General features: G+C 42.6%; 23 protein-coding genes and 1 riboswitch. Of the genes, 4 read left to right on the plus strand and 19 right to left on the minus strand.

What is annotated here, in order from left to right; genetic code table 11:
* Nucleotides 1–17: 17 nt before the first annotated feature.
* From thiO to BLT_RS0113540, 9 genes are all read right to left on the minus strand, one after another.
* Nucleotides 18–1,127, minus strand: a complete 1,110-nt coding sequence (gene thiO / locus BLT_RS0113500; RefSeq protein ID WP_017728306.1) for a glycine oxidase ThiO — start codon at nucleotides 1,125–1,127, stop codon at nucleotides 18–20.
* A gap of 17 nt (nucleotides 1,128–1,144) precedes the next feature.
* Nucleotides 1,145–1,924, minus strand: a complete 780-nt coding sequence (locus BLT_RS0113505; protein ID WP_017728307.1) for a thiazole synthase — start codon at nucleotides 1,922–1,924, stop codon at nucleotides 1,145–1,147.
* 5 nt (nucleotides 1,925–1,929) lie between these two features.
* A complete protein-coding gene (gene thiS / locus BLT_RS0113510; protein ID WP_017728308.1) occupies nucleotides 1,930–2,127 on the minus strand; it encodes a sulfur carrier protein ThiS in 198 nt (65 codons plus the stop codon).
* Nucleotides 2,124–2,759 (minus strand): thiamine phosphate synthase, encoded by a 636-nt coding sequence (gene thiE, locus BLT_RS0113515; RefSeq protein ID WP_017728309.1) that lies wholly within the window; start codon nucleotides 2,757–2,759, stop codon nucleotides 2,124–2,126. The genes thiS and thiE overlap by 4 nt, the downstream gene beginning before the upstream one ends.
* Nucleotides 2,760–2,863: 104 nt before the next feature.
* Nucleotides 2,864–2,971, minus strand: a riboswitch (TPP riboswitch).
* A gap of 59 nt (nucleotides 2,972–3,030) precedes the next feature.
* Nucleotides 3,031–4,149, minus strand: a complete 1,119-nt coding sequence (locus BLT_RS0113520; RefSeq protein WP_017728310.1) for a YqgU-like beta propeller domain-containing protein — start codon at nucleotides 4,147–4,149, stop codon at nucleotides 3,031–3,033.
* Between the two features lie 393 nt (nucleotides 4,150–4,542).
* A complete protein-coding gene (aspA, locus tag BLT_RS0113525; RefSeq protein WP_017728311.1) occupies nucleotides 4,543–5,958 on the minus strand; it encodes an aspartate ammonia-lyase in 1,416 nt (471 codons plus the stop codon).
* 179 nt (nucleotides 5,959–6,137) lie between these two features.
* Nucleotides 6,138–7,094 carry an ROK family glucokinase gene (locus tag BLT_RS0113530; RefSeq protein WP_017728312.1) on the minus strand — a complete coding sequence of 319 codons (957 nt, stop codon included), beginning with the start codon at nucleotides 7,092–7,094 and terminating at the stop codon, nucleotides 6,138–6,140.
* Nucleotides 7,087–7,305 (minus strand): YqgQ family protein, encoded by a 219-nt coding sequence (locus BLT_RS0113535; protein ID WP_017728313.1) that lies wholly within the window; start codon nucleotides 7,303–7,305, stop codon nucleotides 7,087–7,089. Before BLT_RS0113535 ends, BLT_RS0113530 begins: the two co-directional genes overlap by 8 nt.
* Nucleotides 7,306–7,324: 19 nt before the next feature.
* Complete coding sequence (locus tag BLT_RS0113540) at nucleotides 7,325–7,837, minus strand: hypothetical protein (RefSeq protein ID WP_017728314.1); 513 nt, start codon at nucleotides 7,835–7,837, stop codon at nucleotides 7,325–7,327.
* A gap of 273 nt (nucleotides 7,838–8,110) precedes the next feature.
* Here BLT_RS0113540 and BLT_RS0113545 point away from each other — a divergent pair, with 273 nt between their 5' ends.
* Nucleotides 8,111–8,509 (plus strand): YueI family protein, encoded by a 399-nt coding sequence (locus BLT_RS0113545; RefSeq protein ID WP_017728315.1) that lies wholly within the window; start codon nucleotides 8,111–8,113, stop codon nucleotides 8,507–8,509.
* A 112-nt stretch (nucleotides 8,510–8,621) separates the two neighbouring features.
* On the opposite strand, the gene BLT_RS0113550 is transcribed toward BLT_RS0113545, so the two are convergent.
* Nucleotides 8,622–10,085 (minus strand): spore germination protein, encoded by a 1,464-nt coding sequence (locus BLT_RS0113550; protein WP_017728316.1) that lies wholly within the window; start codon nucleotides 10,083–10,085, stop codon nucleotides 8,622–8,624.
* Between the two features lie 139 nt (nucleotides 10,086–10,224).
* On the opposite strand from BLT_RS0113550, the gene BLT_RS21970 reads away from it, so the two are divergent.
* Complete coding sequence (locus tag BLT_RS21970) at nucleotides 10,225–10,890, plus strand: hypothetical protein (RefSeq protein ID WP_017728317.1); 666 nt, start codon at nucleotides 10,225–10,227, stop codon at nucleotides 10,888–10,890.
* Between the two features lie 172 nt (nucleotides 10,891–11,062).
* Here BLT_RS21970 and BLT_RS0113560 read toward each other — a convergent pair whose 3' ends face one another.
* The 3 genes from BLT_RS0113560 to BLT_RS0113575 form a co-directional block, all read right to left on the minus strand.
* Nucleotides 11,063–12,622 (minus strand): rhomboid family intramembrane serine protease, encoded by a 1,560-nt coding sequence (locus tag BLT_RS0113560; RefSeq protein WP_017728318.1) that lies wholly within the window; start codon nucleotides 12,620–12,622, stop codon nucleotides 11,063–11,065.
* A gap of 111 nt (nucleotides 12,623–12,733) precedes the next feature.
* Nucleotides 12,734–13,015 (minus strand): hypothetical protein, encoded by a 282-nt coding sequence (locus BLT_RS0113570; RefSeq protein WP_017728320.1) that lies wholly within the window; start codon nucleotides 13,013–13,015, stop codon nucleotides 12,734–12,736.
* A gap of 122 nt (nucleotides 13,016–13,137) precedes the next feature.
* On the minus strand, nucleotides 13,138–13,338 hold the full coding sequence (locus BLT_RS0113575; protein WP_017728321.1) for a hypothetical protein: 201 nt from the start codon (nucleotides 13,336–13,338) through the stop codon (nucleotides 13,138–13,140).
* 306 nt (nucleotides 13,339–13,644) lie between these two features.
* Between BLT_RS0113575 and BLT_RS0113580 the strand changes: the two genes are divergently transcribed.
* Together BLT_RS0113580 and BLT_RS24715 are read left to right on the plus strand one after the other, a co-directional pair.
* Nucleotides 13,645–14,115 carry a hypothetical protein gene (locus tag BLT_RS0113580; protein WP_152414356.1) on the plus strand — a complete coding sequence of 157 codons (471 nt, stop codon included), beginning with the start codon at nucleotides 13,645–13,647 and terminating at the stop codon, nucleotides 14,113–14,115.
* Complete coding sequence (locus tag BLT_RS24715; protein ID WP_017728323.1) at nucleotides 14,106–14,228, plus strand: hypothetical protein; 123 nt, start codon at nucleotides 14,106–14,108, stop codon at nucleotides 14,226–14,228. The genes BLT_RS0113580 and BLT_RS24715 overlap by 10 nt, the downstream gene beginning before the upstream one ends.
* Before the next feature lie 72 nt (nucleotides 14,229–14,300).
* Here BLT_RS24715 and BLT_RS0113590 read toward each other — a convergent pair whose 3' ends face one another.
* The 6 genes from BLT_RS0113590 to BLT_RS0113615 form a co-directional block, all read right to left on the minus strand.
* A complete protein-coding gene (locus BLT_RS0113590; RefSeq protein ID WP_017728324.1) occupies nucleotides 14,301–15,326 on the minus strand; it encodes a ThiF family adenylyltransferase in 1,026 nt (341 codons plus the stop codon).
* 233 nt (nucleotides 15,327–15,559) lie between these two features.
* The gene (locus BLT_RS0113595; protein ID WP_017728325.1) at nucleotides 15,560–16,342 is read right to left on the minus strand and encodes a DUF92 domain-containing protein; all 783 of its coding nucleotides are present in this window, start codon (nucleotides 16,340–16,342) and stop codon (nucleotides 15,560–15,562) included.
* The gene (locus BLT_RS0113600) at nucleotides 16,342–16,902 is read right to left on the minus strand and encodes a 5-formyltetrahydrofolate cyclo-ligase (RefSeq protein ID WP_017728326.1); all 561 of its coding nucleotides are present in this window, start codon (nucleotides 16,900–16,902) and stop codon (nucleotides 16,342–16,344) included. Before BLT_RS0113600 ends, BLT_RS0113595 begins: the two co-directional genes overlap by 1 nt.
* 92 nt (nucleotides 16,903–16,994) lie before the next feature.
* A complete protein-coding gene (rpmG, locus tag BLT_RS0113605) occupies nucleotides 16,995–17,144 on the minus strand; it encodes a 50S ribosomal protein L33 (RefSeq protein ID WP_017728327.1) in 150 nt (49 codons plus the stop codon).
* A gap of 150 nt (nucleotides 17,145–17,294) precedes the next feature.
* Nucleotides 17,295–19,568, minus strand: coding sequence for a sugar phosphate nucleotidyltransferase (locus BLT_RS21975; RefSeq protein ID WP_017728328.1), 2,274 nt, complete (start codon nucleotides 19,566–19,568; stop codon nucleotides 17,295–17,297).
* Between the two features lie 18 nt (nucleotides 19,569–19,586).
* Nucleotides 19,587–22,361, minus strand: a complete 2,775-nt coding sequence (locus BLT_RS0113615) for a 1,4-alpha-glucan branching protein domain-containing protein (protein WP_017728329.1) — start codon at nucleotides 22,359–22,361, stop codon at nucleotides 19,587–19,589.
* Between the last annotated feature and the right edge of the window lie 3 nt (nucleotides 22,362–22,364).

The raw sequence follows: 22,364 nt of genomic DNA on the forward strand, positions 1-22,364 counted from the left end.
TCTTTCTCCTTCCAAAATTAAGTAAATCTTTGCGGATCAAAAAGGCTAATAGACACACGCTCTTGCTTTCCATCCACGATGTCAGCCACAGTTAAGGCCGTAATCGGGCTTAGCAATATTCCATTTCGATAATGCCCTGTAGCAAATGTAATGTGTGGAGCATCTTGAAGATTCCCGATTAATGGGTATCCATCTTGTGTTGCTGGACGCAGACCTGCCCACCGATGAAAAGGTTCTTTCTTTTCTAGAAAAGGAAAGACGTTTCGATTCCAATTCGTCAACCGCTTAATTCCTTTTTCTGTCACTGATGTGGCAAAGCCAGCAATATCTTCAGACGCACCATTGACGAGTGTGCCGTTTTCTTTCGGCACAAGATACCCTTGGCTCGTGTAGACGATATGCTTCACTGTGCCAACTGGTATGTGATAGGCACAAATTTGTCCACGAATCGGATAGACTGGAATCCGAATCGAGAAGGTATCTTCTAATTCCTGTGACCATGCACCAGAACAAACAACGAGACGGTCTCCTGTAAAGGTTTGTCCATTTTTTGCTTTTAAGAAAAGATCAGCTTGCCATTCGATAACCTCCACTTTTTCTAGGTGTTCCACAATGGTTACACCTAGTTTACGACAGCCCTGCTCTAGCGCCTTTACATAATCTGGTGCGAACAGGTGGCTTTCTTCCGGATAATACATCGCTGCAACAACATCACGTGATAATTCTGGCTCCAGCTTGCTTAATTGTTCTCGATCCAACAGCTCAGACTCAGCCCCAAAAGCTCCTTGCCACTGCTTTCGTGACTGGAGCGCTAACAAATCAGCCTCATGATAGACAGCATGAAGACTGCCTGAATTAGTGTATTCAAACGCTGCTCCTGAAATCGATTTGACCATCTGCTGCCATTGTGGATACGCTTTTAAGCTAGCTAAACAAAACCGAAAAAAATCATCTGGATCTTCACCAATTTCTGAATAAGGTGCTAGCATTCCTGCAGCAGCACCAGATGCCTGTCCCCCACATGTAGCAATTTCAAGAATCGTTACCTCATGGCCTCTTTGCCGGAGCTCAAAGGCTGTTGCAAGACCAATAACACCGCCTCCGAGGACGAGTATGTTTTCCCCCATTTGTTTCACTCTTTCTATTAGTTAGAAATTAACGTTTCAAAGCCACTGCTCGCAGTTGCATATTTCTTTTTCGGAATTCGTCCAGCAAGATAAGACAGTCGACCAGCTTCAATGGCATACCGCATCGCCGTTGCCATCTTCACAGGATCTTTCGCTTTAGCGACAGGCGTGTTCATCAGCACTCCATCAGCACCTAGCTCCATTGCCTCTGTCACATCCTTTGCAGAGCCTAACCCTGCATCTACTATGATTGGGACATTCGCTTCTTCAACAATTAATCCAAGATTGTATGGGTTTAAAATTCCAAGTCCTGTACCAATCGGTGCCCCTCCAGGCATGACGGCTGCCGCACCGGCCTCTTCAAGCCTTTTGCATAAGACGGGATCATCAGAAGTATAGGGAAGGACGGTAAAACCTTCCTTTACCAGTACTTCTGTCGCCTTTAATGTTTCAATCGGATCAGGAAGTAAGGTTCGTTCATTCACACTGATTTCGACTTTAATCCAATTGCTTAAGCCTGATGCTTTTGCTAAACGAGCAATGCGTATCGCTTCTTCCGCATTCTTTGCCCCGGAGGTATTCGGTAAATAGGTAAACGTTTGCCCTTCTAAATGTTGTAAAATCGCATCTTCCCCTGGTGCATCTAAGTTGACTCGACGAATCGCAAACGTCAAAACTTCTGTTCCAGATGCTTTAATCGCTTCGTTTTGCACAAATGGGTTCGGATAACGCCCTGTCCCTAAAAAGAAACGGGACGATAATTCTTGCCCTGCAATCATAAGTGGATCATTTTTCATCGTGTTCAACCTCCCCCTACAAAATGTACAAGCTCGATTTTCATACCTGGCTCGACGGCTGTTGAGCCCCAATTATCTCGGTCGATGATAACCCCATTCACCTCTGTCACGACAAGCTGCTTTTCAAGCTTGTAATGCTGTACGAGCTCATCTAAGGTCGACACGTTAATTTCGATCGTTTCACCGTTCACCGACAACATCATGACAAATGCACCTTCCTCTTTAAGATTTGCGTAAATTGCTCGCATGTTTCTCGAACCTTCTCAGCGCCAACAATTTCACTAATCATACAAATCCGGCTTGCCCCCGCATCAAGCACTCGCTCAACATTATGAAGCTTAATTCCACCAATCGCTACAAATGGAATTGAAATTTCCCCGGCAACCTGTTGAATATAGCTTGTTGTTACGGGATCGACCACATCTTCCTTACTATTTGTTGGAAAGATAGGGCCAACGCCAATATAATCTGCTCCACCCACTTCGGCCTCACGTGCTTCTTCGATTCTGTGGGTGGAGATTCCGATTATTTTTTCAGGTCCCATGATCGCCCTTGCCTCTTTAAGAGGCAAATCGTCCTGGCCAAGATGAATACCGTCTGCATCAACGGCAAGAGCGATATCAATGTGATCATTTACAATGAATGTAACGTCATGCTTTTTCGTCAATTCCCGCAACGCTCTCGCTTTCTTTAAAACGTCACGCTTTTTGCTTTTTTTATCGCGGAGCTGAATAATATCCACCCCGCCAAGAATTGCTTCTTCCATGACTTCAACGAGGTCACGGTTCGGATGAAACTCTTCCCCTGTAATCGCATAGAGCTGAAAGTCTTTCATGATACAAGTCCCACCTTTCAAGTGCTTAAATTTATGGCGTTTCAACATCGAATGTAAAAGAAAAACCAGCAATCCTTCGCAGGACGCCGGCTACTCATGATCTTCTCATTCACAGTCGACTTCCCTACGCTGGCATCATCCAGATCAGGTATGAGGGTAAAAGGTTCACCTTTTTCTCAGTCAGCTTGATGCCGACACCCCTAGTCTTCTACTCGTCAAGTTGTCCATTCTATTATGACATATCATTGTTTTCATGCAAAGCACCGCATCGTTAAAACAAGGCTGTCGATAGCTTTTCTTCTAAATCAATCACGGTCTCAAAGCTTGAGCCGTACAATAACCATTTACCAGACGGTGAGACGAGAATCGGTAAATGGTCCGCTATCTCCATGACGTGAGTCTCGCTCCCATTTTCAACATTAAACGCCATTAAAGAGTAGCCTTGATTGTAATCGAAGAAATCACCGTTTTCTTTTGGACGAAGATAATAAAAAATGCCGTTTTTTTCATCAAAATCATGAAAGGGAATCCACCACTGTTCAGAATACGTATTTAAAATCGGAACTTCCAGCTCAGCTACTGGCTCTTGCCCTTCATAAAAACGGTATAAGGAATAGGCATCATATGGACTCGAAACTGAAACCGTCAACGAAACATCTGTCCCATAGCCGATAAACGCAATGATGTCTTCTAACCAGAGTGACTCTTCCTCCGTTTCAATATCATAAGAATAAAGCGGTGCTGAAAAGCTAGGCTCGAACTCATCCCATTCTAAGTACGCAATCGTATCACGGTTCACCCATTGAAGGTACGATTGATTCAAGTTTAGAGGCATTATCTTACGAGCCGCCACATCAATGTCGTAAATGTCCTGTTCCCAATCAGGCAAAAATGCAACCGCAATTAGCTCTTGCTCATTATAGGGGTTCCAATACAGAGAAAAGTCCTCTCCTAATTCCTCTAGCTTCATTTGCAATTCACCTTGCTCATTCACTAAATAAACAGGGGCGTCCCCTTCGTTCGTCACCGTTTGGATCGCAAAAAGACTTTTCGCATCATTTGAAGAGACAGCAACGATCGGTTCTTCTACCTGAAAGAAAAGACTTTGCTCTCCTGTAAGTAGCTGATATCGATAGACGACGGAACCTTCAACTTCATCGGTTATATAAAGGATCGACTGGTCATCAAACCAGTCAGCAACCTCGAGATAACGTTGGGCATTGTCTGTAATAGGAATGACATCTGAACCTGAAAAGAAAGCTGGAGGCACATCACGTTTTTCTGGTGTTTGAGCCAGCCGTTCCGGTAAAGGCTGGCTCTCTTGCTCTCCTGAAAAACATCCTGTCAATGCTAGCACACATACGCTCATTAATAAAAAAACGTGCTTCAACAAGATTCTCCTTCCTGCTTTAAGTAAGAAAAGCGCAAGCGCCTTGATTAACCAAGACAAGTGCTGGAAGCCCGTCAATGTGTTGCCACGTTTAGGCAACCATTTACAGGCTATTACAACCTCAAGCAGCTAGACGCTGGGAGCTAGACAGCTTTGAACTGGTATGTGTTTTCTCTTTTTTTAAATCTCGTCCTTACGATGTAGAAAGGACGGCGATGCATCGTTTTTTAAAAAATTCGATTCATAAACCTTTTTTGCTAGCAATAGAAAAAGCAATTCTCTTTATTATAACGCTTTAGCAATAAAAAAAGTTTCATTTTTTTCAATAATTTTTCACTTTATTTCACCTCAACTTAAAAGAAGAAGGCACCTAGCGAGTAGGCGCCTCAACATTTATCCGTAAATAAACCGTGCCCCTGCAATTCCAGGGTTTGTCATTTCCTTCGGATCTAGAATTTCATTTAATTCCTCTTCTGATAAAATTCCTCGCTCTAAACAGATTTCACGAACAGGACGATCGGTTTCAATCGCTTCTTTTGCAATTCTTGTTGCGACTTCATAGCCTACATGTGGGTTAATCGCTGTAATAATTCCTACACTTCTCTCGACCATCTGCCGGCAGCGTTCAACATTTGCAGTCAATCCTTCAATGGCGAATTGACGGAACACTTGAATACCATTTTTTAAGATGGAAAGTGATTGAAGAAGGTTAAAAACAAGAACTGGCTCCATCACATTTAACTCAAGCTGACCAGCTTCAGACGCTAGACTTATCGTATGGTCATTCCCAATTACTTGGAAGGAAATTTGATTCATCACTTCGCACATAACAGGATTCACTTTTCCTGGCATGATCGACGAACCTGGCTGACGCGGCGGTAAGTTGATTTCATTTAATCCCGTTCGCGGACCAGAACTCATGAGCCTTAGGTCGTTAGCAATTTTTGAAAGATTGATGGCCATTATTTTTAAGGCAGCGGAGAGCTCTGTATAGGCATCTGTATTTTGTGTGGCATCCACGAGATCTTCAGCCGTTTTAAAAGAGAATCCAGTAATTTCAGCTAAATAGGCTGATACTTTCTTAATATACTCAGGCTGTGCATTTAAACCAGTGCCAACCGCTGTCGCACCCATATTTATCTCATAAAGATGGTCCATTGCCTGTTGAAGGCGACCTAAATCCCTTGTAAGAGCACGACGATACGCACCAAATTCTTGTCCCATTCGAATCGGTACGGCATCCTGAAGATGGGTTCTTCCCATTTTTAACACCGTGTCAAATTCTTGTTCCTTTTCTTTCATTGCCTCGATTAACTCTCCGAGAACCTCTGCTAATGCTTGTGCTAAACGAAGGGAAGCAATATGAATGGCTGTAGGAAAGGCATCATTTGTCGATTGAGCCATGTTCACATGGGTGTTTGGACTCACACGCATATATTCACCTTTCTCTCCACCTAACAACTCAATGGCTCTGTTGGCAATGACTTCGTTTGCATTCATATTAAAGGACGTACCTGCGCCGCCTTGAATGGAATCAACTACGAATTGGTCGTTCCATTTTCCGTCGATCACTTCATCAGCTGCGGTTATAATCGCATCAGCAATGTTTACCTGTAGAACTCCAACATCTCTGTTTGCCATCGCTGCAGCTTTTTTTACGTAACCAAAAGCGCGAATGAGCTCTTCATGGGGTGGGTATCCAGTAATTGGGAAATTCTCTCGTGCTCTCATTGTTTGAATACCGTAATAGGCATCCTTTGGCACCTGCTTTTCACCAAGTAAATCTCTCTCCGTTCGAAACTCCGTCATATCGATTCGTTCCCCTTTTTCTTTTCACTTATTTCATTCTCATGTATGTTCATTCACCTTGCCAATAAGCATGCTCAAACATCATATGATAAGAACTTCCTTACATTTATCCTTACTTTAAAGTATGAGCTTCCTTTTCCTTTTGTATGGTCAGAAAGCTGCCAGAAAACAAAATCAAACTATTGCTTTGCTAGCCAAGCCCCACCAATAACACCTGCATCGTTTCCAAGCGTTGCAATGCGGAATTCTGCCCCTGCTCCAACTCGTTCTAGTGCATAAGTTTTGAAGTGATTTTTAAGAGGCTGTAACAACGTGTCCCCTGCTTTCGAAACCCCTCCGCCAATGACAATCTTTTCTGGGTTAAGGCTATTCGCTAAGTTAGCAATCGCTAATCCTAAATGAAAGGCAACCTCATCAATCACCTTTAAGGCAAAGGCATCATTTTCATCGGCTGCTTCAAACACATCCTTCGCAGTGAGCATTCCTGCTGATTGATACACAGTCCATAATCGGCTATCCGTATGGGCTTGAAGGTTTTCCGTTGCGATCCGTGCAATGCCCGTTGCAGACGCGATGGTTTCCAGGCAACCGCTTTTTCCACAATTACACGGTTCGCCACCCTTTGGAATTGAGGTAATATGACCAATTTCTCCAGCCATCCCATTTACCCCATGGAGAATTTGTCCGTTGGCGACAATCCCACCACCTACACCTGTTCCCAATGTCACAAGTAGTAGATTTTTCGCACCATCGCCTGCTCCGCGCCACATTTCCCCGAGCGCTGCAATGTTCGCATCATTATCAACCGTCACAGGTAATCCCGTTTCCATCTCCAATCGATCTTTCAACGGGAAATTCCGCCAGCCTATGTTTACCGCTTGGTAAATGAACCCTGTGTCCATTTCAATAAACCCAGGTGCCCCCATTCCAATACCAATTAATGTATTTTTCAAACGCCCTTTTTCTTCTAATTTGCTGTCTATCGCTCGGGCAATGTCTGTTGTTATATGCTTTCCCGCATCTTTTTTATTGGTCGGAATTTCCCACTTGTCTACGATATCGCCATAGGTCGTAATAAAGGCCATTTTTATTGTTGTTCCACCTAGGTCGACCCCTACTATCCACTTCTCATCCATTTTTTGATTCACCTTTATCCTTCTGTAATTGAGCACGCTCGGTTCGAATAACCAACAGTGCTTGCTGAAACATACGGATGTCCACAAATTCCCATTTGTACAACTCACGAATTTCATCTTCCATTAATTCTAAATCAAGTTGACGGTCACCCGTATAAATAAATGTCCCAAAGCGTTTTAACAGTTGCTGGACATCATACATGGTTTTCAAACTTTTCACCTCGCCCTTATTATAACAGCTTTAAGACGGTTACGAAAAGAAGCCAGGTAAGGGGGAAAAACACATGATAAGGCAGCCTCCAAAGATTGGTTCGAATGCGTTGTTGTGTGCCTCCTCCAAGAAATAAGCCTAGTAAAAAAAGAGCAGAAGCGAATAGGGTAAAAACTGTTCGATGCCCTAGGATTCCCCATTCTAATCCGAGAATAAAAAAAATGACAGCGACTAAAAGCAAATTCAGCTTCCTTTCTTGTTGGAAAAAGCCAAAGGTCGGATGAAAGGTCTTAAAACAGGCGACAATAAACAAAAGGCTGATGACCACAAGAATCACATCAAGCAGCCGAATCATTAGAAACGAATCTAAGAACATACCAGCAAACATTCCGCCATAGGTAATTGCAAAAAAAAGAAAACCAAAGAGCAAAAAGGAAGCCGGTCTTGGTGGTAGCTTTGCACTAACAAGCAAACCACCAATTGTTGAACCTAACACAAAAACAAAGACAAGAATCGTCATACTAACCCACACTGGAGAACACCTCCTCCGTGCTTTAATTGAAATCTTCATCATAAAGTTTATGAGAAGCACCCCTAAAAAGAGATATATGATATCCTATGAGTTGGACGAAGAAATCAGGACAAGATTTCACTTACTTCAGAAAAGGGTACGGAGCTTAAGTACTTGTTAAGAACTCGACAACGTACACTCAGTGCTGTGCCCCAACACACTTTATAAGCTTCGTTCCATGTGGGAAAAACGGCGCCACGCTTATGATTATTTCTAATGAAAGAGGGATCGACGTTGACCAAAAAAATACAAGATGTGATCAACCAAGCACTCTATGGAACACCTGAGGTTCTACCAGAGGAACGAGCCATATTTTTAACAACCATTAGCGAACGGATTTACCTTGCATTAACAAAGCGGCAAGTCATCCAAACAGGAATCTATACTGAGGCACAACAAATGATGGAAAATGAAGCGGACCTTCATCTTTATCTAAATGGTCATCTCTCGTACCAGCAATACGCTCACTATTTACAAAAGGCAAATGACTTACGTATTCCTTTTACGATTGTCTCACCAAATAAACCCACTCCAATTGGTCTCGTTTTAGCAAACCCGAAAGAAGCAATTGAGAGACAAAGCATTTTTGTTGAGGATGAATTTTTCAAGGCAGATATGAAAGGTGGACAGTAAGAAAAGCGCAAGGCGGGCGCCTGTAGCTAGAAAGCTTTGAAATGCAATGGTTGACCGCAAGAGAGAAAACACTCACATTGAAAGGAACGTTTTTCACTTAGAGGTCAACCTTTTATCTGTCAGGATCTTGAGGATGAATAGAGGCAGGTCGGCGATTTTTCAACGGCATAGGAGCTCGAAATAGCACATCGCGTAAAGCTCTTGCATTAAAAGGAATAAAAGGCCACATATATGGCGTCCCAATTACATCAATCCGAATAAGAAGAAGCAACCACAAGGTTAGACCAATCACGTACCCTCCAAGATTAAAAAAAGCGGTACTAATGAGTAGTACTACGCGAATGAGCCGATTTGCTAAGCTGAGTTCATAGCTCGGTGTTGCAAACGTCCCTACAGCTGCCACTGCTAAATACAAGACAACCTCTGGTGAGAACAAACCAACCTGGATCGCAACCTCCCCAATCAAAAGAGCTGCTACAAGGCCAAGAGCAGTAGATAAAGCTTGTGGTGTGTGAATGGCCGCCATTCTCAGCATTTCAATTCCTGCTTCAGCAATTAAAAATTGATAAATAAGCGGGATCGTTCCTTCATCCTCCGCTCCTACGAATGATAAATCGGCCGGAATTAGCGTCTCATTTGTTGCAAGTAAATACCAAAGTGGGAGCAAGAAAATCGATGCCCACACAGCGAGAAAACGGACCCCTCGTAAAGCTGCGCCCACCACTGGCTTTTGCCGGTACTCCTCAGCGTGCTGAAGATGGTGCCAAAATGTCGTTGGTGCGATCATAACACTAGGGGAGCCATCGACGATAATCACAATATGCCCCTCTAATAAGTGAGTTGCGGTTACGTCTGGACGTTCAGAATAACGGACCAAAGGATATGGGTTATAATGATGACCAAAAATAAATTCTTCGATCGTCTTATCACCCATCGGCAAGCCATCTGTGTCAATTTTACCTAGACCTATTCTCATTTTCTCAATAATCGCTTCATCCGCTATATCTGCCAGGTAAATCATTGCTAGATCAGATTTTGAGCGCCTACCAACCTTGACATATTCAACTCGGAGCGAGCGATCACGAACCCTTCGTCGGATTAAGGCTGCATTCATGACAAGGGTCTCGACAAATCCATCTTTTGCACCTCTTATCACTTGCTCCGTTGTCGGTTCTTCAGGACCTCTTACTGGATACTCCCGTGTATCTAAAAGAATGACCTTTTGAACTCCTTCTACGACAAGGGCAGCTGGTCCTGACAGCACTTCATCGACGACTTCATCTAAGTCATCGCTTGTAGAGATTTCAACATAAGGGATTTGACTTTTAATTAAGTGGTCAAGGGCATTTTCTTCTAATTCCTCTGGCTTTATACGTAGAAGCTCCCGTTGGATTTGCGTAAGCGCCTGGTCTTTAGCAAATCCATCCACAAGAAAAAGAACCATCCTTTTCCCACCGTGTACAATTTCATGATCAATTAGGTCGAAACTTTTATCAACGGCTAGCTCTTCTCTTAAAAAATGAACATTATGTTCAAACTTACCTGTTACAGGATGCTTCACTTTATTTGCACTCATTAAATCGCCTCCACCTACCTGCATTGTTTGCAAAAAGATGGAGTTCCATGCACAGGAAAAGCAGGTGAAAGCTTGTTTACATATTTCCTTCATTCAAACATACATATGGTCATAGTTGAATGTAACTGGAGGAGCGACCATGTTTAAAAAGCCATCCATTTTATTGATCATCCTTTCAGCTTTCACTGTCGGATTCTTTTTATCTTTGATTCCAAAGCACGACCAATTAAACGAAACGTTAATCTTTTTCCCTTTGGACCCTGATGCATTCTATACGGAGGCAAAAACATCCCTTGATTTTCTTACAAGCAAGGATGCCGATGAATACATTCTAAAGTGGAACGTGAAATCACTTCTTAACCAAACATCTTATTTGCGACAAGATGTTTCTTTGCTTTTTGAAGATGGCTACTTAAAGGATACCCTTTCCTTATGGAAGGAAGATGCCGATCTTATTCAATTAGAAAAGGGGGTGTTTGGCGAAGATAGCGGTCATTATGAAGCGATCACGCTTCATCATGCAGAAATTCATTACCCAAATGATGTGCTCAAAAGTGCGCAAATGATGAGCTTTGACCAGCTTTACGTTTTTGATTCACCACTTAGTTCGTTTCATGCCTTTAAAATCCCAGAAACAACAGAAGAAGAGGAAGGGAAACGAATATTGGATTATATTTTGCAGCAGCAGATGACCTTTTTGAAAGGAGACTTATTGGAGCATTTCTCCATTCCCTCTGCGAGCTACGAATCGATTCCATTGAGTCGTTTTGCTCGGTTTCAAAACGAATCTTTAGCAAACGGCTAAGTTTTTAAGCACGCTTTGGGAAGTGTTGTACAAAAATTATGTACTTGGCATTCAAAACCAAGATGGGCGTATTTTGAGCCCGATCGGCAGCACCGTCCCCCTTATCTTACTACCGAAACCACCTGATCATTTTCTGATTCTTTTTCGAACGTCGGAAGGAGAGCCAATCCAACTATTGCAGCCCCTCTCCTTCTAGTCGGTCTTGCACTGTTTCATATAGCCTCTGATAATCTTCTTTCGCAGGCTCAAGCTCTACCGCCCGCTCCACAGCGGCAAATGCATGTTCCACTTCAGCCAATTCGAGATATACAAGAGCTAGATTATAATGGGCTTCATGAAAGGTGGGACGTAGCTCGATTGTCTTCAATAAGTGCTTTTTCGCATCCTCATACCTTTCTAAATGTGCTTCTGTATAAGACAATAAAAAATAGGCCTCAGGCATCTCAGTCCCATTTTCAACAGCACCCTTGAGAACCGAATACGCTTGCTCAATCTCGTCCGCTTGAATATACTCCTGACCAATCTGCACATCCATTATTTCAGAGCCAGCCTTCTCTTCATTTGAAAGACCAAATACGTATAAGGCAGCCGTGAGAAAAAGCGTGACACCAAGCATCGCCACCTGTCTGGCTCTCCCCTTATGGTTTGGTAAATGAACAATACTTGAAGCAAGATATCCGCCGATAAGGCCACCAATATGAGCACCATTGTCGATAACGGGAATGGCAAAGCCGAAGGCCAAATTAATCCCTAAAATGACGAGTAAGTTCATTCCCATCGTACGAAGAAAGAGCTTACGATAAATGGTCCCAAAATAAAGAAGGGCACCAAAGCAACCAAAAATTGCCCCTGAAGCACCTGCTGCCACTTGCTCGTTAAAAGCAAAGCTAGCGATAGAACCAAAGAGTCCAGCAGTAAAATAAATGAGAATAAAACGACTCGTCCCGTAGATCCGTTCCACCGTTCCACCTAAATAGAAAAGTGCTAATGAATTCATAAACAAGTGCAGGAAACCGATGTGCAAAAACATTGAAGAAAAGAAACGCCACCATTCTCCTTCGATTATGGCAGGATTATATTTTGCACCAAATTCAATCAACGTTAATAGATTTGTGCTACCACCGTTACGCTCCAATAACGCATACATCACGCCAATCATAGCAAGCAACACAAAGGTCATGATCGGTTTTCCGTATAAAAACAGCTCCCTTTCCCGCTTCATTCTAGCATTCGCTGCTTGCTTTATTTCTTTGCGATATTCGCGAATGAGCGTCTCTGAATCTTCGTAGGCTTCCAAGAAAGTTGGTAGTGACATATGGAGGCGTTCTCCGACCTCCATTAATGCTTTTTCCCTTTCGATTTCGTCCTGTATGAGTAACGATGTATAGACCTTTGTTTTTTTCTTTCGATCAGCGTAGGTTGGCTCCCGCAAGTCACTCCAATCATCAACTGGTGGAAAGACCGTTACGTACAGATTCTCCCCTTCTAGCTGACGTAGACCAAGTTGACGTCGCAAAGCTTCAAATCGAGTGACAGCAGACGAAGCATCCTGCTTCAAGTGATTGCCCCAATCAATATCAGTCCGTATAACTCGAAGAACTTTCCGCGATTTCGTTTCTTCGCTTTCAAGCCACACTTCCTTTTGATTCATATCAAGCACGCGAAAATGACGCTCTGTCACAAAATAATGAACCAATTGCCAAAAAAACAAATCATGTCGTAAAACGTCCATCTTCTCATCCTTCCCTCTCCCATGTTTCTTTGAACCAGGCGGCAAAGGACGAAAGGTCATTTACCGTAATAAGGGGTTGGTGTCCTGAGGTCGGCTGTTTTCTCCTGCTGTTCAAATAGACCGCCTCCCAGCCCGCTTCAATAGCTCACAATATCGCAAGCGCCGATAGGTTGTTCCATCCATCTCTCCCTGCTCGAATGCTTGCCAAATCCGGTTACTATTATTTTTAAACACATGAAACCATTTGTTTGATTCAATCAATGGCAGCTTCCCTCGTTCACACTCCCAGCGAGACATTAGTTCCGAGAAACAAAAAAGAATCGCTTTTTGAAAGGCTTTTTCAGGACTGAATGGGGTGTTATCTAAATCGAAACGTAGTACATTCCACTTCATTCAAGATAACCTCCACAACCGTATTATACCAAGGAAAACAGTAGTTGAGTATTGATGCGCCTTTGCTTACTTTTACACCTTTCACAAAAAAAACACCCAAGAATCTACGGGTGTTTGCTGAATTATCCTTTATTCGCCCGTTCATAACGAAGCATAGAGCCCATGACATTATCGCGAATAAACGGGATTTGCATGGCAAGCGAAACAGCAATTTGGCGTAAAAAGCGTCGACCAAGCAGTAGATTTAGCATACGATAGCGGTAGCGGTAGGCAACATATATGGATAGAACGAATGAAAAGAATGTAATGATCCGGCCTAGCACACAGCATCCCTCCTTACCTCTACTTTGTCAACATTGGGCCATTTTTATCCACCCGTTCTTCTCATAAAACCAGACAAAATTGTGGAGAGAAGCATAGAAATAGAATAAATGAAAGAATCTTTATTATTTAAAGCTGACGTCACGTTTTAGGTTTTGCTTTCAAGAGCCTTTCATATATTCTCAACACACAAAAAATATAATCAACTTTCAAATAATATAAATATTACGTATATCAATTTTGTCTTTTTTTAAAAAAAGTCTATTCTCGTCTTTATAATTAGGATGGCATTAAAGGGTGTGAGAGAATTGAGAAAACACAATCTAACTAACAGAGAACAACATATGATTCGTGCCATCATACGAGAAATTGATCTTGTGACAGCTGTTCTGCTTGTCACAGGACAATTAACCATTAGCAGAGTCGTCATTGCTCCTGGAGGTTTTTCTCTCACTGTAAGTGGTCCTCTCACTGGAAGCGAGCGACTTGAAAGCAAAACCGGGAGCAACGCAGTGAATGCGTTAATTGATGTCATAGACCTTTTGTTAGCCGTTTTATTGATTCAGGATAAAATTAATGTACACGGGGTTTTTATTACATTTGGGGGAAGTTTTTCTCTTGCTATTTCTGGCCCTATTTTTGGACGCCCGAAAATCGAACCAATTATGCCTTTTTTACTGAAAAATTATGACGATTTTTGTTCCATAGTATCCACATATTTTAACGTCGATCAGAATTTGTTAGAAGTATTTACGAAGGAGGGTGAAAAATGGCGTTAACCAATCTACCTACCATTAAACCTTCAAAGCCAAGTACGTTTCTTATTGGACTTTCACTTGCTACTTTTATTTTTTTCTTTACACAACCAAAGCAGTCTGATTCAAATGAATAATGAGCATGAATTCATTTTATTTTCACAATCTAAAAGAGCATTCAGTCGACGCTGAACGCTCTTTCTCTCACATTACATCCCAATGTATTTACTGTACAAAGATTTTGCCCGGGCAATATCTTCCGTTCCTTGCACAAGGACGCGTCCATCTTTAAAAAGGACAAGTCGTTCCCCTTCCTGCAAATGGACACGTAATAAAAACGGGGTTTCCTTCACATCCTTTGCCACTTTCCGTAAGCGGGCAGCCCAATCCTGCAAATCAAAGGGGTACCCACTTTGAATTTGTACGGTCTCACGGCCACAAAGAGAGGTTACACGATCACCTGCTTCTTCTTTTAGGGCAGGGTAGACTTTTTGTTGGCAGGTTGGACATTGTTCTTTTGGCTTTTTAAATTTCATTTCATACTGGTGATGACGCCACACATCAATTGTTAATAAACTGTTCCGAAAAGCATCTTCTGCACCCACAAGGTATTTTAATGCCTCCATGACTTGATAGGATGCAACAATATCAACGATTGGACTGACAACACCAACTGTGTCACACGTTTGACCTGAAGCTTGTCCCCCATTGATAAAGCAGCGAAGACAAGGGGTTTTCCCAGGTACAAACATTGCTGACATTCCCCTTGAGCTAACAGCACCACCATAGACAAAGGGAATTCCTTTTTGATAACAAGCATCATTTAACAAGAAACGAGTTTCAAAGTTATCCGTTCCGTCTAATACAAGATCGACTCCGTCCATCAGCTCTTCGATATTTTCTCTTGTTGCATCTGCAATCACACCCTCCACTCGGACAGATGAATTAATCGCACCTAGCTTCCTCTCTGCCGCAATGGCTTTCGGTACGCTCTCCTTCACATCATTTTCATCAAAGAGCATCTGGCGTTGAAGGTTGCTCGCCTCCACGTAATCTCGATCGACAAAACGGACAAACCCCACCCCTGCTCGAACGAGATGATTGGCTAGCACCGTTCCAAGTGCTCCTACTCCAACAATCAGCACACGGCTTTCCTGCAAACGTTTTTGTCCCTCGACGCCAATGGGAGCAAAAAGCATTTGACGGGAATAGCGTTCCTCTTGCTTGTCTGACATTGCTGACTCTCCTTTCTTAAAAAACACGAAGACGCCTTCAGTAATATTCGCGTCAAGCTACAATACCCTGCATGAGCGGCTCGCTCTTCCCACAGGGATGACGAGCATACTGCGCATCATTTCAATGAAGGTGGTCTGAGCGACAAGCTTCCTGATTTATACATCCTGTAAGCTCCGTCTCCTTTTCCACAGAAAAAGACGCCTTATGCATTAAACGTTTTTCTCTTCTTCTATTATAAAAACATTTGACCGATAAGCGCACCTATAACGGCTCCAGTCAATGTGCAAATCCCGTTTACCACATCATTATTTAACCAACGGATGCCAAACGTTTTACGGGTCTTCATCCCACAGTGTGTTTTACGCTCGGTATCCATTCCACATTGCTTACAGCGATAAAGAACCTGACCGGTTGCCCCTACAAACGTATCCATTAAGTTTCCCATAAAGCCAGCTAGCGTTAACAACAGGAGAAGGCCGTAGCTATAAATAACCCCTCCCCACCAAAGGTAAATACCGAAGAAAACAATGAAAAAGGACCCCGCTAAAGCGGAGGCTAGTCCTAAAGGAGAAACCGCACCTGAAGTACCAGGCTCCACAGCTTTCCATTTTGTAATATGAACTGGTTTACGTCTGCTTAATGAACCAATTTCAGATGCCCATGTATCAGCATTAGCAGCCGCCAAGCTAGCGATAAAGGCACTTAACCAGATAGGTGATGGAAAAATACTGTAGAGAAGCGCCATGATTCCAGCAGCACCACCATTAGCAACCACTTGCCAGCCATCTCGCCGTTCTCCTTTTTCTGTGATTTCGTTTTCCTTTTTCTGTTGATGATAGCTACTCCAAAAGCTTGAGCTGCCAAAAAATAGACCAAGAAGAAGCAGGCCAAAAAAGCCGAGACCAAAAGCAATGATCGAGCCAACAAAAAAGGCGGCAACTGCTCCGAACTTGGTTAGCTTTTTCAATCGATAGGCAACAAGCGCTATGACAAGTACGCCGACATATAGCAGCATCACTCGTCCAAGCTCGCTTCAGTCAAAACGTAGTCTACTATGCAATCATGTTCCTCTGTAGGTACAGAAGGAACCAATTGAAAGGAAAAAGCAAGAGCGACAGCTGTACCATGATAGTTTTGCAAATAGCGATCATAATATCCCCCCCCATAGCCAAGCCTTCTGCCCGATTGATCAAAGGCAAGACCAGGTACAATGATTAAGTCAATCAATTTTTTTGCAACTGGGTCACATAAAGAAGTGATTGGTTCCATCAGATCATAAAAGGTTGGCTCTAGCTGAGTATAAGAAGTAACAGAATAAAACGCCATGGAATGATCCAACGGGTTTACTTTTGGAACGACAATATCTTTTCCCTCAGCCCATCCTTTTTGAATGATCGCATCTGTTGAAAGCTCTGTTTTCCTTGAAATTGTAACAGCTACTGTTTTGGAGGCTTGCCATTCAGGTAAGGCAAATAGTTCATTCGACACGCTCATTGAACGCCTGTGTAATTCTTCTTTCGAAAGCGCTGCCATCTTTTTTTTCATTTCCTGACGGAGTTTTATTTTCTCTTCCATCTTTCCACTCTCCCACAAAGATTGTTCTCAATGGTTGGTCCCTTAAAATGGTAAAAAGATATAAAAAAATAAGCAGTGGAAATTCCAGCTGCTTATTTTGTCTCGCGATGTACCGTGTAGCGCTTTAAGCGCGGGCTGTACTTTTTAAGTTCAATACGCTCAGGGTTGGTACGTTTATTTTTAGTCGTAATGTAATTACGGTCACCAGTCTCTGTGCAAGCAAGTGTAATTTTAACACGCATCTTTATCCCTCCAAACCTCTGCTATCTCATACTCATAAAATAATAGCAAAAGTACATAGAGGAATCAAGTGTTTTTTCTTTACAGTAAATTAGCGCTCTTTTCCTCTTTTTCGGAAAATTCTGGGCTAGCACTATTAACTTGCCCCTTTATTAATTAACCTTAAGAGCTACAAAAAAATCAATCTTATTACGTTCTGCTTCGTTAACCACTGTCAGAACAGCCTCCTGTTGTTTATCCGCTTTAGGAGAAGCATCTCTTTCTAACACAAACTTGGCATTAAGAGATGTGACCCATTCGGATAAAGGCATATCCAATTGTTTTAATGCTTGAATCAAATGGACAAGGGCAAACGGACCGTCATAGAAAAAGGTTTGTACTGTACCTTCAACCCTCATCATTTCACGTGCAGAGCTTTTTGAACGTGTAAATTCCATCGAGGATTGATGACCCATTGACTCGAACGCCTGTGACGCATACAGAGGAATCGCCATTTTATCTCTTTTCTCTAGCATCATTTGTAAATGAACATAAAGAGAGAGCTGTTCTTCCTCTAACAACGATTCACCTTTCTCGTTTAAAAATAAAAGAAATTCGCCACTTTCACCGACCACAATTCCTAGATCTGCCCGCTTTTCTCGTATGTTTTTTGCTACAGCCGTATGGCCTTCACTTAATGGAACATGCTCAACCTCACAATCAAGCTTCTCTAGTAGCTGGGGAATGCTTGCTAAATAAGCATCTTGTCGACATTGCAACACAACATGAATTCTTTTTCTGGTTCGTTTTGTATAAAAAGGTCTTATAAGGTCATCTTCATACGTCAATAAGCGATCATGCCCTTGTTCGTAGCGACCAGCATATTCAAACGGTATGCGCCGATACGATTGATGCGTAAATGCTTGCTCTAGGCTTTTTTGAAAACGTTTTGAAATAGGCATACCCTCTTCATCAAAAAATTCGATCACAATTCGTTTTTCCCCATGCCGATTGACCAATCGAACGTAGGCACCTCCCCTTTCATTCCCTTGTTCGAGACTATAGCGCAGAACCGGTGCGATTGATTCATCAAGATCGATAATATTTAGCCCTGCTGCGCGCAAGCTTTGACTGAAGGTCAATTTAATAAGCTTTGAAAAGGGATGGCTATCAGAAGCAACTAGGATGCTTTCACCTTGGTCAATCAAGCTTCCAAAGGCTGCCCCTAATTTCGTAACATGCTCTGGCGTCATTCCTACGTTTGCAATTCCGATGGCACGGTAGCCTGTAAGCTGAGGCTGAGGCTGAGCCCCTTGTTCATTCCAAACAACCGATGCATGGACGCTCGTTTCTGCTTCAATTTCTTTGAATGGCCAAATTTTCGCTTTTGGCTGAATGCTTGCACCATTCCCAATTTGCGTATGGTAGCCGATGACCACATCCTCAAAAACTTTAACCCCTTCTCCTACAACAGAAAGGTCGCAGATCGTGGCTCCACGAAGCTCTGTATCATTACCTATGTACGAGCCATCCCATACGATGCTCCGTTTCAAGGATGCTCGATTTGATATCGTCACATTTGCACCTATGACCGAGCAAGCAGCAACGTGCGCTCCTGACTGAATGACTGAGTTTTCCCCGATGATGACAGGCCCTTCTATATTAGCACCCTCTTCAATGATTGCATTTTCAGCAACCCATACACCACTCTCTCGTTGGATTCCATTGATTTTTGCTTGCACATTTCCTGAGAGTAAATCAAATTGCGCTTGACGATACTGAGCTAATGAGCCAATATCAGACCAATAGCCATCTGACTCAAAGCCATACATTTCTTGGCTTGACTCAAGAATGAATGGAAACACATCTTTACTGAAGTCTGTGACCGTATCCTTTTCGATCAATGAAAAAATTTCAGGATTCATAATGTAAATACCTGTATTAACCGTATGACTAAATACTTGATCAGGGCTTGGCTTTTCAATAAAGCGTGTAATTTTATCCTCTTCATCTGTCATAATTACGCCGAACTCATATGGACATTCAACGGTTTTCATAAAAAAGCTGACTAGACCTTTTTTCTCTTGATGAAACTCTATTCCCGTTTGCAGATCAAAGTCTGTCAAGGCATCCCCACTAACAACGATAAATGGTTCATCTAAAAAGGCTTCTGCCTGCTTTACGCTTCCAGCCGTTCCAAGAGGTGTCGTTTCTTCAAAATAAACCAAATTTACTCCGAATTGACTGCCGTCTCCAAAATAATCACGGATCGCTTCTGATAAATACTGAACGGTAACGGCAATATCTGTTACCCCATGCTTCTTTAACAGCTCAATGCTATATGCCATAACCGGTTTATTTAATAAAGGCACCATCGGTTTTGGTAATTGACACGTTAACGGTCGTAATCTGGTTCCTTTTCCTCCTGCCATAATTACACCTTTCATCCACTCCGCCTCCCCAGTCTAAATTTTTATCATCTCTTTTTTTAAACAACGTTCCATTTCTTCTTCTGTTCGTTTTGCTATGGTCCGCCAATTAAAGTTTGTTTCTACATCGTTTCTTCCATTCTCAGCAACTCTGCGTTTCAACTCAGGGTCTTTGTATAATGAAATTACCTGCTCCAAAAGACTTCTTACATCGCCAGGATAAATCTTTAACCCGTTTTCACCATGGTTAACAATGTCACCAAGCCCTCCAGTATCAGAAACGATCGTTGCTTTTCCAACGGCCATCGACTCAAGGGCGACAATACCAAAAGGCTCGTACAAGCTTGGGAAGACTGTTGCATCACAAGCGTGAAGCCACCAGTTCCGTTGTTCGTCATTAATAAATCCTAAAAACGTCACATACTCCTCTAGCTGTCTTTCTCTTACTTGCTGTTGATAACTTTCTAACAGTGGCCCTTTTCCAGCGATCACAAATTGAATAGGAAGGTGCTTTTCTCTCACTTTATCTGCTGTATCAATCACAGTTTGAAAGCCTTTTTCTTTCACAATTCGTCCAACTGAAAATACAGTAAATCGCTCCAAATGGTATTCTTCTTTATCTAGCTCCGATTGAAGAAGCGTCGGGTCCACCCCATTTGGAATCACCACAAGCTTTTCCTCAGGCAAGGAAAAAATCGACTGAATTTCTTGCTTCATGTAGTCACTACAAACAATCACCCGATTCGCTTCATAGGTCAGCTCCCACTCCTTTTGGTTAATTTCGTATTGTAATGGAGAGTGAATACCATTGTTACGACCATGCTCAGTTGCATGAATGGTTGCTAACAGTGGAATTTCCAGCCTTTTTTTAAGCGCTTTTGCAGCGACGGAAACGAGCCAATCATGGGCATGAATGAAGTCAAAATGATGTTTTCTTGTGAATTTTTTAACATAATCAAACATGGCTGCATTTAAACTTCCAACCCAATCAAAGAACGCATCTGCTTTTGGCTGCAGCCCTTTAACACGATGGACATAGACACCTTGATTAACTTCATAATCAGGATAACCATCTACTGAAGTGGTAACGACATGGACTTCATGCCCTTCAAGAACAAGCATTCGTGATAAATCAAAGACGTGACGAGACAGCCCACCGACCATCATTGGCGGATATTCCCAGCTAAGCATAAGGATCGAGCGTTTTTTCGCTTTTGAAGAATGATGCTCTTTCTTCTGGACATACCGATCATGGGGACTCATAAAAATCGTCTCATCAATCTGTTTAAGGAACGGGAATGCCTTTTCAGTTGTTGTCAGCCATGATTCTGTCAGCTTTTTCGTAAGCAATCGTTTTTTTATTTCATCAAATCGAGCGAGATGTGTGTGAATCCGTTCATTTGCGTATTGCACCGCACTCTGACCATCTAAAATAAAAGCCCAGTCACTACTTACCGCAAGCATCCATTCTCGAACCATTTGCTGCATTGCGCGTTTCTCTAGTGAAGTCGGATTCGTGTATAGAGCAGACAAGGTGGCAAGTTCTTGTTCCATCCGATGATAGTGTCGATATAGCCAAGCATTTGTTTCATTCAACCAAACATCACCATAGCCTTCGCGACCCCATGTAGAAAACGAAACATGAACCGTTTCAAAATCTTGATAGTGCCTACGTATATAGTTTTCGGGAGTAACAAATGCAATTTGATCTTGGCCTTGTTCAAAAAGCGCGCCAATCCATTCTGGTCCCTCAAACCACCAATGACCGAATAATTCAGTATCAAAAGGAGTGACCATATGATAAGGTGGGTAGCTTTGCCCCCCATGCTGTTCAATTTGCGCTCGTATCCCGTGAATAAAATCGCTTGCATGTGAGTGGATTTTACCTTCGGCCCATTCTCGAACATATTCAGCCTTCTCGTCAGTCTTTCCAGTTATACGGTGGTATTTTAAGCCTGTATCGATCCGTATCCCTTTTTCATGGACAAACGGCTGAATGTATTCCCAATCACGCTCATAGGCAATGTCACGATAAAACTCCCGATAATCCACATCACCAGGATATCCAAGTGTTGAGCTCCACACTTTACCTGACAATTCACTATGCCGTGGGAAGAGAATAACTCCATGAGGGCTATAAACAGGGGCGCCGGCTCCTTTTTTCGGTTTTGGATCTGCACCAATTAAGGCATGTTCGTCAACAAAGGTGTAGCGAATACCTTCCTCGAATAAAATTCGGTCAACGCCTGGTGAAAAGGAACATTCTGGTAACCAAAAACCTAGAGGTCTTTTTCCAAAATGCCTTTCAAAGCAATCGATGCCGTGTTTAATTTGCGCTCGTAAAGCACCAGTTGTTTTTAAATAGGGGAGAAACGCATGGGTCGCTGCCGATGTTATGAGTGCGCATCGTTTTTGCTCCATTTGAGTTCGGAAGGCGAACAAAAGCTGTTTATCCCATGAAAGGAAGGTTTGCTTTATTTTTTTGTAGCGTTCATCATAAAATTGCACGAGGGCTTCTGTTTTCTTATCGCTAGCACTTTTCTTTTCTTTTTCAATTAGTTGCTCCGTTGTTTCAAGGTAGTGAAGGTAACGCTTTTGAATGAGAGGATCACTCAGCATTTCCATGACTGGTGGAGAGAATGATATGGTGATAGCTTCAGCTACTGGTGTGGTTTCTAATACCCAAAGGAGAGGAATGTAAGATTCTGTTATTGCTTCAAATAGCCAGCGCTCTTCAAGGCGCCCTTCTTCTTCGTGGCGCACATAAGGTAAGTGGGTATGGAGAACGAGGGAATAATAGCCTTCTTTCATAAC

Source organism: Halalkalibacterium ligniniphilum, from assembly GCF_000334155.1.
In the GTDB taxonomy this organism is placed as follows: Bacteria; Bacillota; Bacilli; order Bacillales; family Bacillaceae_D; genus Halalkalibacterium; species Halalkalibacterium ligniniphilum.

Bases quoted from the DNA above. Each gene is read 5' to 3' on its own strand.
- BLT_RS21975 (WP_017728328.1), bottom strand. From the start codon at position 19,568: ATGAAAGGTGTAATTATGGCAGGAGGAAAAGGAACCAGATTACGACCG.
- BLT_RS0113560 (WP_017728318.1), bottom strand. From the start codon at position 12,622: ATGGACGTTTTACGACATGATTTGTTTTTTTGGCAATTGGTTCATTAT.
- BLT_RS0113550 (WP_017728316.1), bottom strand. From the start codon at position 10,085: ATGAGTGCAAATAAAGTGAAGCATCCTGTAACAGGTAAGTTTGAACAT.
- BLT_RS0113590 (WP_017728324.1), bottom strand. From the start codon at position 15,326: ATGTCAGACAAGCAAGAGGAACGCTATTCCCGTCAAATGCTTTTTGCT.
- rpmG (WP_017728327.1), bottom strand. From the start codon at position 17,144: ATGCGTGTTAAAATTACACTTGCTTGCACAGAGACTGGTGACCGTAAT.
- BLT_RS0113505 (WP_017728307.1), bottom strand. From the start codon at position 1,924: ATGAAAAATGATCCACTTATGATTGCAGGGCAAGAATTATCGTCCCGT.
- BLT_RS21970 (WP_017728317.1), top strand. From the start codon at position 10,225: ATGTTTAAAAAGCCATCCATTTTATTGATCATCCTTTCAGCTTTCACT.
- BLT_RS24715 (WP_017728323.1), top strand. From the start codon at position 14,106: ATGGCGTTAACCAATCTACCTACCATTAAACCTTCAAAGCCAAGTACG.
- thiO (WP_017728306.1), bottom strand. From the start codon at position 1,127: ATGGGGGAAAACATACTCGTCCTCGGAGGCGGTGTTATTGGTCTTGCA.
- aspA (WP_017728311.1), bottom strand. From the start codon at position 5,958: ATGACGGAGTTTCGAACGGAGAGAGATTTACTTGGTGAAAAGCAGGTG.
- thiS (WP_017728308.1), bottom strand. From the start codon at position 2,127: ATGATGTTGTCGGTGAACGGTGAAACGATCGAAATTAACGTGTCGACC.
- BLT_RS0113595 (WP_017728325.1), bottom strand. From the start codon at position 16,342: ATGCTGCTATATGTCGGCGTACTTGTCATAGCGCTTGTTGCCTATCGA.
- BLT_RS0113530 (WP_017728312.1), bottom strand. From the start codon at position 7,094: ATGGATGAGAAGTGGATAGTAGGGGTCGACCTAGGTGGAACAACAATA.
- BLT_RS0113615 (WP_017728329.1), bottom strand. From the start codon at position 22,361: ATGAAAGAAGGCTATTATTCCCTCGTTCTCCATACCCACTTACCTTAT.
- thiE (WP_017728309.1), bottom strand. From the start codon at position 2,759: ATGAAAGACTTTCAGCTCTATGCGATTACAGGGGAAGAGTTTCATCCG.
- BLT_RS0113570 (WP_017728320.1), bottom strand. From the start codon at position 13,015: ATGAAGTGGAATGTACTACGTTTCGATTTAGATAACACCCCATTCAGT.
- BLT_RS0113600 (WP_017728326.1), bottom strand. From the start codon at position 16,902: ATGGAAGAGAAAATAAAACTCCGTCAGGAAATGAAAAAAAAGATGGCA.